Here is a 12,370-nt window from a genome sequence, read left to right as displayed (position 1 = left end):
CGCGCTATGCGCCTCCCGTCACGCGCAGCACTTCCTCGAGCGACGTCGCACCGGCCGCGAGCCAGCGCTCGGCGTCGTCGCGCAGCGTGCGCATCCCTTCCGCGCGGCCCGCGGCGAGAATCTCCGCGTCGGCCGCGTTGCGGTGGATCAGCGTGCGGATCGAATCGTCGACCACCAGCAGTTCGTATACGCCGCGCCGGCCCGTGTAGCCCGAATGCCCGCACTTGTCGCAGCCGACCGGATGCCACACGGTGCGGCCTTCCTCGTGCCGTTCTTCCTTGCAGACCGGGCAGAGCTGCCGCACCAGGCGCTGCGCGAGCACGCCGAGCAGCGACGACGCGAGCAGGTACGGCTCGACGCCCATGTCGGTCAGGCGCGTGACGGCGGACGCCGCATCGTTGGTATGCAGCGTCGCGAGCACGAGGTGGCCCGTGAGCGACGCCTGCACCGCGATCTGCGCGGTTTCGAGGTCGCGGATTTCGCCGATCATGATCACGTCCGGGTCCTGGCGCAGGATCGAACGCAGCGCGCGGGCGAAGGTCATCCCGATCCGCTCGTTCACCTGCGTCTGGCCGATGCCGGACAGGTCGTATTCGATCGGATCCTCGACGGTCATGATGTTGGTCGTCGCCGTTTCGAGCCGCGACATCGACGCATACAGCGTCGTCGTCTTGCCCGAACCGGTCGGGCCCGTCACCAGCACGATGCCGTGCGGGCGGCCGATCAGCTTGTCGAACTGGACGAGCGTGTCGCGGCCCATCCCGAGCGCTTCGAGGTTCAGGCGCTGCGCATCCTTTTCCAGCAGACGCAGCACCGCGCGCTCGCCGTGCCCGGTCGGCAGCGTCGACACGCGCACGTCGACCGGCCGGCCGCCGACGCGCAGCGTGATGCGGCCGTCCTGCGGCAGGCGTTTCTCGGCGATGTCGAGCTGCGCCATGATCTTGATCCGCGAGATCAGCGCGCCGTGCAGCGCCTTCTTCGGGCGCACGACGTCGCGCAGCGTGCCGTCGACGCGAAAGCGCACGACCGATGCATTCTCGAACGGCTCGATGTGGATGTCCGAGGCCTGTTCGCGCGCCGCTTGCGTGAGCAGCGCGTTGATCATCCGGATGATCGGCGCATCGTCTTCCGATTCGAGCAGATCCTCGACTTCGGGAATGTCCTGCATCAGCCGCGACAGGTCGACTTCACCCTCGACCTCGCCGACGATCTGCGCCGCGCTGCCGTCCTGGCGCGCATAGGCCTGGTTGATCGCCTGCGCGAGCTCGTCGGCCGGCACACGATGCACGGAGATCGAGCCGAAGTTGCGCGCGATTTCGGCGAGCGCCGCATCGTTCGTGCGTTCGCTGATCCACACCTCGAGCGTGTCGTCGAGCTGGTGCGCGATCAGCACCTGGCCGCTCTTCGCGAAGCCGTACGGCAACAGGCGCGCGGCGAGCGGCGACGGCGGCTGCCGATCGCCGGGCGTGCCGTCGTGAGCGGAGGACGCGAGCACGTCGCTCACTGCGAGGCTCCCGGCGTGGCGGTCAGCGGCTGTTGCGGCACGCTCCGCGGCTGCGCGGGCGTTGCCTCCGGCAGCGGCTGGGCCGGCACCGGCGCCACCTGGCGTTGCAGCTGCTGACGGCGCATCTTGTCGAGATCGAACAGGTTCCCGGCCGGCGTGCCGCCCTGGCTCGGGCCGAGCGGCATCGGCGGGACGACCGGATCGTCCTTGTCGCGGATCACATTGTTGTCTGACTTGTACGCGCCCGTCACGCCCTGGATGTAGTCATAGCGGTTGGCCGTGACTTCCTGCGCGGTGCCGCGATCGGAGATGATCACGGGGCGCAGGAACACCATCAGGTTGGTTTTCGCGCGCACCTTCGATTCCGAACGGAACAGCTGGCCGATCCATGGAATGTCGCCGAGCAGCGGGACCTTGCTGTTCGATACCTGATAGTTGTCCTGCATCAAGCCGCCGAGCACGATGATCTCGCCGTTGTCGGCCAGGATCGTCGACTGGATCGAGCGCTTCGTGAAGGTCGGGCCGGTCTGCGCGCTGGTGGTCCCGCTGACGACCGCCGAATCCTCCGTATAGAGTTGCAGCTTCAGAATCCCGCCGTCGGTGATCTGCGGCTTCACGTGCAGCGTCAGGCCGACGTCGCGACGGTCGTAGGTATTGAATGCGTTGCTCGTCGTGCCGCTCGTCAGGTTCGAATACGAGCCGGTTGCGATCGGCACGTTCTGGCCGACCACGATCTTCGCTTCCTCGTTGTCGAGCGTGATCAGGTTCGGCGTCGACAGCACGTTCGCATCGCTCACCCCCGCAAAGTATTGCAGCAGCGCGCCGAGCCCCTGCACGCCGAACATGTTGTGCAGCCAGCCGATGTTGAGCCCCTGGGACAACTGCCCGAGGTTGGAGGCCAGCCCGCCTCCGGTGATCCCGCCGGCCGCGTTGGCTACACCGCCGGCCGTCAGGTTGATGATGCTGTTGCCCAGGCCCAGCCCGGGGTTCAGGTTCGTGCCGCCGAGAAACTGGCCGCTCGCCACCTGCCACTGGATGCCGAGGTTGCCCTGCGTCGTCGAGTTCAGCTCGACGATCAGCGCTTCGATATAGACCTGCGCACGCCGTGCGTCGAGCTGGTCGATCACCGAGCGCAGGTTGCGGTAGACCGGGTCGGACGCGGTGATGATCAGCGAGTTGGTCGCCGAGTCGGCCTGGATCATCCCGCCCGGCTGGTTGTCGTCGCTCTTTTCCTTGTCGCCGCCGAGCAGGCCGCCCGTGCCGAGGCCGCCGCTGGACGAGCCGCTGCCGCCGTAGGCCGACGAAGACGAACCGCCGAGGCCGCCCGACGGCAGCGGCGGGGTGCCCGACGTGCCGGTCGAGAAGTTGCCGCTCTGCGACGAGCCGCCGCCCTGGTTGAAGCTGTTCGCGTCGTTGGACGACGCCGACGAACCGCTGTCGCCGCTGCTCTTGCCGAGCATCCCGCGCAGCGTCTTCGCGAGCTTCACCGCGTCGGCGTTGCGCAGCGGCACGACGTGCATGTTGCCGGGCACCGCGCTCGGCGCGTCGAGCTGCTGCACGAGGCGCTTCGCGGCCGCGAGGCGCGACGCGCTCGACGCGCGCAGCATCAGCGAGTTGGTGCGCGGGTCGGCCGTGACCGACACCTTCAGCGTCGCGTCGCTGTTGCCGATCGCGCCCGGGTCGAGCATCTTCTGCAGCTGCGCGGCGAGGTCGATCGCGTTCGCGTTGCGCAGCGGCACGACCTGGACCTGCGCGCCCGCGGCGCTGTCGACGCCCGAGATGATCTGCGCAATGCGGCGCACGTTGTCCGCGTAGTCGGTGACGACGATCGTGTTGTTCGCCGGGTAGGCGGTGACCGTGTTGTTCGGCGAGATCAGCGGCCGCAGCACCGGCAGCAGGTTGTTCGCCGATTCGTTGCGCAGCTCGAACACCTGCGTGATGACCTGGTCGCCGCGCGCCTGCGGCGCATTGCCGACATAGGTCGGCACGCCCTGCAGCTTCGCGTCGGCTTCCGGCACGACCTTCAGCACCCCGTGATCCTGCACGAGCGCGAAACCCTGCATGCGCAGCGCCGACTGCAGCGTCTTCAGCGCCTGGTCTTCCGGCACCGGACGTTCGGCCACGAGATTGAGCTGCCCCTTCACGCGGGGGTCGACGATGATGGTCTTGCCGGTTGCGGCACCGATCGCCTTGGCGACCTGGTCGATGTCCGCATTCACGAAATTGAGCGTGACCTGAGCGTAGGCGGCCTGCGAGACGATGATGCCGGCGACGATCAGGGTCGTCGCGATGCGCCGCATAACGAAGCGATTTCTTGTCATGGATGATTGGGTCGATGCCGGCTCAGGCCACTTCCGGCGGTAGTGCTGGGATCCAGGTCCTAAAGAGGCGACATTAGCAGCTTTTCATGTCCGAAATATCACATTGAGCCGAGGACTGTCTCACAAACGACATGTATCCGGCGCACCGTATGCAATATGTAAGATTTAGGCGCCGCCTCGGCATGCCGTCCATCGCCGTCGTTTATGCGATGAATCGACACGAAAATGCGGTATAAACGGGCAGCCGTGGTTCGCATCTCGCCACGTGACGGACTCTCGGTATGATACGGGCGGCACGTTTCCAGTCGCACGAATAACGGACACGGGTTTTCCCGGTCCTTGCGCCCATTCCTTTCGTTTTCCGCACCATGAACAGACGGTTCGCTTCGATCGCGTTGATCGCCGCCGGCGTGTGGTTCGCCTGCGGAAGCGCACGCGCGGATTGTTTCGACGAGGCCGCCCGCTACCAGAAGGTCAATCCGCTGATCCTGCGCGCGATCGCGTGGCAGGAGTCGCGCAACCGGCCCGACGCGCTGAACAAGAATACGAACGGCTCGGTCGACTACGGCCTGATGCAGATCAATTCGATCCACCTGCCGACGCTGTCGCGCTACGGCATCGGCCGCGACACGCTGATGCAGCCGTGCAAGAACGTCTACATCGCCGCGTGGCACCTGCGCCAGAAGATGAATCGCTACGGCAACACATGGCAGGCCGTCGGTGCCTATCATTCGGAAACGCCGTCGCTGCGCGACAAGTATGCGCGGCAGATCGCCGGGATCCTGACGCAGTGGAAGCTGATGCCGCCCGAGCAGTGACGCCGCGCCGCAGCGCGGGCCGACGCCGTGCCGCTCGGCCGGCGCGCGTTTGATGCACAATGCGGATCTCACGCCGCGGTTTCGACCGGCTCCGGGCCGATCGCGCCCCGTCAGGACGCCGCGGCCGCTTTTCCCTCTTTTCCGTTGGTGCAAATCGTTATGAATCCGGCAATGAACCAGCCGTTGCCCGTCACCGTGCTGTCCGGTTTCCTCGGCGCCGGCAAGACCACGCTGCTCAATCACATCCTCGCGAACCGCGCAGGCCTGAAAGTCGCCGTGATCGTCAACGATCTCGCGGCGGTCAACATCGACGCGTCGCTCGTACGCGATGCGCAGGCGCTGTCGCATGTCGAGGAACGCCTCGTCGAGATGTCGAACGGCTGCATCTGCTGCACGCTGCGCGACGACCTGCTCGTCGAGATCCGCAATCTCGCGGCGGATGGCCGCTTCGACGCGATCGTGATCGAATCGACCGGCATCGCGGAGCCGATGCCGATCGCCGAAACCTTCACGTTCGTCGACGACGACGGCGCATCGCTGTCGAACGTCGCGCGGCTCGACACGCTCGTCACCGTGGTCGACGCCTACAATTTCCTGCGCGACTACGGTTCCGACGACGCGCTCGCGACACGCGGCATCGCCGCATCGGACGAAGACGATCGCACGCTCGTCGAGCTGCTGATCGAGCAGATCGAGTTCTGCGACGTGCTCGTGATCAACAAGACCGACCTCGTCGGCGCGGAAGAACTCGCGCGCCTGCAGCACATCCTCGCGCGGCTCAACCCGCGCGCGCATCAGGTCGTGTCGACGTTCGGCAACGTGCCGCTCGAGGAAGTGCTGAACACCGGCCGCTTCGATTTCGACGAGGCCGCGAATGCGCCGGGCTGGCTCGCGTCGCTCGATCACGATCACACGCATTGCGACGATCCCGAGTGTCACGATCCGCATCATGCGCACGTGCATGGCGAAGCCGACGAATTCGGCATCGGCAATTTTGTTTACCGCGCGCGCCGGCCGTTTCATCCGGCACGGCTCTGGGCGCTGCTGCATCAGGAGTGGCCGGGCGTGCTGCGCAGCAAGGGCTTCTTCTGGCTCGCGACGCGCAACGACATCGCGGGCTCGCTGTCGCAGGCGGGCGGCGTATGCCGGCATGGCCCGGCAGGCCTCTGGTGGGCCGCGCAGGATCGCGCGGAATGGCCGGACGACGACGAGTTGCTCGCCGAAATTCGCACGGAGTGGCAGGGCGACCTCGACGACCGCTCGGTCGGCGATCGTCGTCAGGAACTGGTGCTGATCGGCATCGGGCTCGATGCCGACGCATGGCGCGCGAAACTCGACGCAAGCCTGCTCACCGATGCGGAATTCGCGCTCGGCGCGGCGCAATGGAGCGCGTTCGACGATCCGTTCCCGGTGTGGGATGTCGATGCGCACGACGACGACGATCCCGGCGACACGCAGATCGTGCACGCGTAATACGCGGTAAAAACGGCCTGCGAAAGGCAACCGTTAAATCTTGCAAGAGTGGCGCGAACTGTGGCGAAAATGCCGCGCGCGCCCAACAAAAAACCCGCCGAACGGCGGGTTTTTTTCCTGGAACAGGCGCTGGATTAACGCTTGTTGACGGCGTCCTTGAACGCCTTGCCAGCCGTGAACTTGACCGTCTTGGCTGCCGGGATCTTGATGGTTTCGCCGGTCTTCGGGTTGCGGCCCGTACGTGCTGCGCGCTTGCCCGAACCGAAGCTGCCGAAGCCGATCAGCTGAACCGCATCACCCTTCGACACGGCCTTCTTGATGACTTCGAGCAGCGTGTCCAGCGTTTCGCCGGTTTGAGCCTTGCTGGCGCCCGTTTGGGCGGCGACGGCGTCGATCAGTTCCTGTTTGTTCATTAAGGTTCCTTTTTCAGGTTAGGTTTGACACGAACAGCGCGAACGCGCCGATTATACGTGCGCGAACCGTGCCGTCGAGAGTCAGACTTCGACGGCACAGCGCCGAATCCTGGCCCGCGCGACGTGCCGTCCGGTTTGCCGGAAGGCCACCCCGCGGTACGGCGTTGCTATGATAGCGCAGCGCAAACCCAATAACGACAAGGGTTTCAAAGATTTTCATCGGTATTTCGCCGAATGAATCGTCGATTGCCCGTTTTTTGACCTGCGCCAACCTGACGGGATACGCAGCCGGGTCCGCCGCCGCGCAACGCCGTTGGTTTTTGCCAACGGCCCGTCGGACACCTCCGCGCAATCCCTTGCCAGGCTTGGCTACCACGTTTTTTGTTTCGCATGCCAGACCGACTCGTTCCCGCCACGCTCGCCCGCCGCGACGACGGCATTCTCGTCTCGCCCGAGTACGGCGAGCTCCCTCGCGACGCGTCGCGCGCACGCGCGCACGCGAACCGGATGCTGGCCGGCAACCGGCTGCCGGCCCGCTGGCAGGGCCGCCGCACGTTCACGATCGTCGAGACGGGATTCGGCGCGGGCGGCCATTTTCTCGCGACGTGGGCCGCGTGGCGCGACGATCCCGCGCGCTGCGAGCGGCTGCATGTCGTCGCGGTCGAACCGCATCCGTTCTCGCGCGAGGACCTGCGCCGCGCCGTTTCGCATATCGTTGCGGACGCAACCATATCGGAAAATGCAGACGCGCTGGTCGACGCGTGGCCGATGCAAGTGCCCGGCCTGCATCGGCTCGAATTCGACGAAGGGCGCGTGGTGCTCACGCTTGCATTCGGCGATGCGCGCGACCTGCTGCAACGGCTCGTCGCGCGCGCCGATGCGTTCTATCTCGGCAACGTCGTGTCCGCCGGGTACGGCGATCTGCTGTCGGCCGACGTGGCGCGCACACTCGCGCGCCTCGCCGGCGAAGGCGCGACCTATGCAACGCATTCGCGCGACGATGCCGTGAAACAAGCGCTCGAGGAAACGGGTTTCACGAGTCGCGACGTCGACGATTGCGCCGGCGAACCCGCACTGCGCGTCGGCGAATACGCACCGCGCTGGCGGATGCGCCGGCACGAACCGCCGCGCGCATTGCCGGTTGCCGCGCGCGACGCGATCGTGATCGGCGCGGGCCTGGCCGGCTGCGCGGTCGTCGAACGGCTCGCCGCGCGTGGCTGGAACGTCACGCTGATCGAGCGGCACGCGCGGATCGCGAGCGACGCATCGGGCAATCCGGCCGGCGTATTCCATCCACTGATGACGCGCGACGACAACGTCGCGAGCCGCCTCACGCGCAGCGGTTTCCTGCATGCGCTCGCACGCTGGCGCGCGCTCGAGCATGCGGGCCATGGGTTTGCGCGCAGCACGCGCGGGATGATCCATCTCGCGGAATCGGCCGACGATTTCGTGCGGATGCGCGATGCGTTCGACGCGCTCGGCGCACCGTCCGACTACGTGTCGCTGCTCGACACCGGCGCCGCGCGCGCGCATCTGAACCTGCCGGTCGCACATGGCGGCCTGCTGTTTCCGCACGGCGGCGCCGTCTGGCCGGCCGGGCTCTGCGCCGCACAAGTCGCGGCGGCCGCTGAACGCGTGACACTGCTCGCCGGCACCGAAGTCGCGCGACTCGAGCGCGATGGCGACACGTGGCGCGCCGTCGATGCGGCAGGCGCGACGCTCGCCGAGGCGCCGGTCGTCGTGCTCGCGAACGCGGGCGACGCCGTGCGTCTCGCGGGCCTGCGGCACGTCGCGCTGCAGCCGGTGCGCGGCCAGCTCACGCTGCTGCCGCCCGGCAGCACGGCACCGCTGCCGTGCCCCGCGATCGGCGACGGCTATGCGGTACCGCTCGACGACGGCACGCTGCTGATCGGCGCGACGTTCGAACCCGACGACCTCGATCCGGCGATGCGCACCGCCGGACATGTCGAAAATATCGAGCGCGTCCGGCATCTGCTGCCCGGCCTGATCGGCGAGCTACCGGACGTCGATACGCTGCGCGGGCGCGTCGCGTTTCGCTGGGTCGTCGCCGACCGCGTGCCGGTGATCGGCCCGCTTGCCGACGAAGCGCAGGCCGTCGCGAACGCACGCGCGCTGAGCGGTGCGAAGGCGCGCGACCTGCCGCGCACCGCGGGCCTCTACGGCGCATTCGGCTACGGTTCCCGCGGCCTCGTGTGGGCCGCGCTCGGCGCCGAACTGATCGCGTCGCAACTCGAAGGCGAGCCGCTGCCGCTCGAGCGCGAACTCGCCGATGCCGTCGACCCGGCCCGGTTCCTGATCCGCGCGCTGCGCGGCCGCCAGATCGGCTGATCTCGTCAGCCGAATCCTCACAGACCTTCGATTTTTCCGCGCAAGGTTATCCACGCGACACTGTGGATAACCGCGCGGAATCCGCACGCACTTCGTGTGCAATCACAGTGGACGTAAACTGGGCAACTCGGCACAGCTGTGAAACGGTCGAAAGTTGCCCAACTCAAACCCCTGTGAGCAAACAGCCTGTGCAACGGGTTATGGCCGCGCCAACACCTTGATCTTGTTGCGTAAACTGAAGTTATCCACAGAACTGTGAGCGCCTTGTTAACTTCTACTACGTATATATACAAGTAAACCATTGAAACCAAAGACCTGTGGCGCCTCACAGCGCCGCGAGTCGATTCAATCGGTTCCGGAGCTAAAAAGCTGTGGCACAATCGGTTTCCTTCGCGTTCGTTCGGCCAAGCGCCGGACATGCTTCAATGGAACGGTCGGCTCGATTTCGAATCTGAATCATCGAGACTGCGCAGTCCGTTCACACACCAGGCCGACAATCCAGATCGGCAGCCTGAACGACAGTTCCGCCGGACGGCGGAAAGAGGCGGATCCCATGTCCCGCCGTCGTCGACCACAACATTCACACTCGGGGCGATACCCAGCCGGCGCGCATCTCATTTCTGACGCTTGACCCGCGCCGCTGGCGATTGCTTCCAAAGGAGAAGTCACCACGATGAAGTCGGCGTTCTCATTCCTGCCCAATTGGCCGCTCGCGCCGGATGCCGTGTTCTGGGCCGGGCTCGCGTTGTTCGCGGCCGGTCTGTGTGGCGAGCTGTGCTATCGCGCATGGCGGCTGCCGCGCATCACCGGGTATGCGGTGATCGGTCTCATCGCCGGTTCGTTCGGATTCGGCGTGATCGACGCGAGCACCGACGAAACCTCGCGGCTGCTGATCGACGTCGCGCTCGGCCTGCTGCTGTTCGAGCTCGGCAGCCGTCTCGACCTGAAATGGATCCGCCGCAATCCGTGGCTCATTGCGTCGAGCCTGGCCGAGGCGACGCTGACGTTCGTGCTCGTGCTGTTCGTGATGCTCGCGCTCGGCGTGTCGGGCATGGTCGCGCTCGTGTTGTCGGCAATCGCGATCGCAACGTCGCCGTCGATGGTGATCCAGCTCAAGACCGAGCTGCGCGCGGAAGGGCAGGTGTCGCAGCGCCTCATCACGCTGACCGCGCTGAACAGCGTGTACGCGATCGTGCTGACCAAGCTCGTCACGAGCTGGCTCCACCAGGAAGCGTACGGGAACGTTTTCGCGACGATCCTGCAACCCGCCTACCTGATCGCCGGTTCGTTCATCGTCGCGTACCTGGTCGCGCGGGCGTGCAATTACCTGTTCCGCCACATGACCGCGACGATGCGCGACGAGCATTCGTTCGTCGCGCTGTTCGGGCTCGTGATGCTCGCGATCGCGGTCGCGCAGGCGCTGAAGCTGTCGACGCTGCTCACGCTGCTGCTCGCCGGCATCATAGTGAAGAACCTCGAAGCGCGGCCGCAGCTGTGGCCCGAACATTTCGGCACGGCCGGCTGGCTGCTGACGGTGATCCTGTTCGTGCTGACGCTCACGTCGTTCACGTGGGGCGACATCGCGCTCGGCGGCCTGCTCGCGATCGCGCTGATCGTCACGCGGCTCGCCGCCAAGCTCGCCGGCGTCGTCGCGTTCGCGAAGCCGAGCGGGCTCGGGATGAAGCAGGGCGTCGCGCTCGGCATCGCGCTGACACCGATGTCCGCGCTGTCGTACCTGCTCGTCGACGACACCTACCAGCTCTATCCGAATTTCGACCCGCACCTGCGCGCGATCGTGATGTGCACGATCGTGATCCTGCAGCTCGTCAGCCCGTTCGTCGTCTACCGCTGCCTGTCGGCGGTCAGCGAACGCAGCGACAGAAACTGATTCCGGAACCTGCCATGGCACTCGAAACCTTCGTCAATTCCGAACCGTTCACGTTCGGCGTCGAACTGGAGATCCAGGTCGTCAACACGCACAACTACGACCTGACCAAGGCTGCATCGGACCTGATGCGCCTGATCCAGGGCGAGACCTTCCCCGGCAACATCACGCCGGAAATCACCGAGAGCATGATCGAGCTGTCGACCGGCATCTGCCATTCGCACGAGCAGGCGGTCTCCGAGCTGCACGCGATCCGCGACGTGCTCGTGAAGGCGGCCGACCAGCTCAACGTCGGGCTCGCCGGCGGCGGCACGCACGCGTTCCAGCAGTGGAGCGACCGGCAGATCTACGACGCGCCGCGCTTCCAGTACATCTCCGAGCTGTACGGCTATCTCGCGAAGCAGTTCACCGTGTTCGGCCAGCACGTGCACATCGGCTGTCCCGATCCGGACAGCGCGCTGTTCCTGCTGCACTCGATGTCGCGCTTCATTCCGCACTTCATCGCGCTGTCCGCGTCGTCGCCGTTCGTGCAGAACGTCGACACCGGTTTCCATTCGGCGCGCCTGAATTCGGTGTTCGCGTTCCCGCTGTCGGGCCGCGCGCCGTTCGTGCTGACCTGGGACAGCTTCGAGGAGTACTTCACGAAGATGGTCAACACGGGCGTCGTCAACTCGATGAAGGACTTTTACTGGGACATCCGGCCGAAGCCCGGCTACGGGACGATCGAGGTGCGCGTGATGGACACGCCGCTATCGGTCGACCGCGCGGCCGCGATCGCGTGCTACATCCAGACGCTCGCGCGCTACCTGCTGACCGACCGGCCGCTGAAGCTGTCGGAGGACGACTATCTCGTCTACACATTCAACCGTTTCGAAGCCTGCCGCTTCGGGCTCGAGGGCACCTGCGTCAATCCTCAGACCGGTGAGCGCCGCACGATCGCGGAAGACATCCTCGACACGCTCGACCGGATCGCGCCGCATGCGGCCGCGCTCGGCTCGCGCGCGGCACTCGACGAGATCGGTGCGCTCGCGAAGGCGCGCGTGAATGACGCATCGTGGTTGAGAACCGTTTTCAAACAGGAAAAATCGCTGAACGAGACGGTCCGCCAGCAGTGCCTGCGCTGGCGTGAATGAAAAAATGTTTTGCAGATTACAGGCTCGACCGCGCGGCGATTCGCTGAATGCTGGTCGACGCCGATTCGGGCGTTCCGCGTCGCCAGTCCTCCTGAAAATCTGTGGATAACTGGATATTCTGCTGCAAAGTCAACGCACTGCGGTATGGATAACCCGGTGGATCGGCACCAGCCGCACGATGGCCGATTCGAACAGGAAAATGTTTGCGCGTTGCGCCGTGGAGCCGGCAGAGATTGCCGGCACAACGAAAAAATCTGGTTATCCAGCGATTTTCCACAGAATGAAGGGGATAACTTAGCTGTGCGATTTTCCGCTCTCGCTTAGAATGTCGGCTTTGCGGACACCGGAACGACCTGTGTCTCACCGGTCGCCGCGAACGCGACCGCCGCGTGTGCCTCGCGACGGCCGTGTCGACGCTCCTCAGCGAGCGTCTGTTTTGAGATAGACATTCGATCTCCACACTACGGCTGCTCG

General features: G+C 65.7%; 8 protein-coding genes. 5 read left to right on the top strand and 3 right to left on the bottom strand.

The window, feature by feature from the left end; translation table 11 throughout:
- Positions 1 to 4: 4 nt before the first annotated feature.
- On the bottom strand, positions 5 to 1,504 hold the full coding sequence (gene gspE, locus U4Y91_RS24200; RefSeq protein ID WP_415750487.1) for a type II secretion system ATPase GspE: 1,500 nt from the start codon (positions 1,502 to 1,504) through the stop codon (positions 5 to 7).
- Positions 1,501 to 3,825, bottom strand: coding sequence for a type II secretion system secretin GspD (gene gspD, locus U4Y91_RS24195; protein WP_321807178.1), 2,325 nt, complete (start codon positions 3,823 to 3,825; stop codon positions 1,501 to 1,503). The genes gspE and gspD overlap by 4 nt, the downstream gene beginning before the upstream one ends.
- Positions 3,826 to 4,193: 368 nt before the next feature.
- On the opposite strand from gspD, the gene U4Y91_RS24190 reads away from it, so the two are divergent.
- Positions 4,194 to 4,643 (top strand): lytic transglycosylase domain-containing protein, encoded by a 450-nt coding sequence (locus U4Y91_RS24190; protein ID WP_321807177.1) that lies wholly within the window; start codon positions 4,194 to 4,196, stop codon positions 4,641 to 4,643.
- A gap of 159 nt (positions 4,644 to 4,802) precedes the next feature.
- The gene (locus U4Y91_RS24185; protein WP_321807176.1) at positions 4,803 to 6,116 is read left to right on the top strand and encodes a GTP-binding protein; all 1,314 of its coding nucleotides are present in this window, start codon (positions 4,803 to 4,805) and stop codon (positions 6,114 to 6,116) included.
- 134 nt (positions 6,117 to 6,250) lie between these two features.
- Here U4Y91_RS24185 and U4Y91_RS24180 read toward each other — a convergent pair whose 3' ends face one another.
- Complete coding sequence (locus U4Y91_RS24180) at positions 6,251 to 6,529, bottom strand: HU family DNA-binding protein (protein WP_006401505.1); 279 nt, start codon at positions 6,527 to 6,529, stop codon at positions 6,251 to 6,253.
- A gap of 390 nt (positions 6,530 to 6,919) precedes the next feature.
- On the opposite strand from U4Y91_RS24180, the gene mnmC reads away from it, so the two are divergent.
- The 3 genes from mnmC (at position 6,920) to U4Y91_RS24165 (ending at position 11,896) form a co-directional block, all read left to right on the top strand.
- On the top strand, positions 6,920 to 8,878 hold the full coding sequence (mnmC, locus tag U4Y91_RS24175) for a bifunctional tRNA (5-methylaminomethyl-2-thiouridine)(34)-methyltransferase MnmD/FAD-dependent 5-carboxymethylaminomethyl-2-thiouridine(34) oxidoreductase MnmC (RefSeq protein WP_321807175.1): 1,959 nt from the start codon (positions 6,920 to 6,922) through the stop codon (positions 8,876 to 8,878).
- 673 nt (positions 8,879 to 9,551) lie between these two features.
- On the top strand, positions 9,552 to 10,766 hold the full coding sequence (locus U4Y91_RS24170) for a cation:proton antiporter (protein WP_044845215.1): 1,215 nt from the start codon (positions 9,552 to 9,554) through the stop codon (positions 10,764 to 10,766).
- Between the two features lie 14 nt (positions 10,767 to 10,780).
- Positions 10,781 to 11,896, top strand: coding sequence for a YbdK family carboxylate-amine ligase (locus U4Y91_RS24165; RefSeq protein ID WP_006490006.1), 1,116 nt, complete (start codon positions 10,781 to 10,783; stop codon positions 11,894 to 11,896).
- Positions 11,897 to 12,370: the final 474 nt, after the last annotated feature.

The organism is Burkholderia sp. BCC1993 (assembly GCF_905339865.1).
GTDB lineage: Bacteria > Pseudomonadota > Gammaproteobacteria > Burkholderiales > Burkholderiaceae > Burkholderia.
This window is presented reverse-complemented; position numbering and strand designations above follow the sequence as displayed.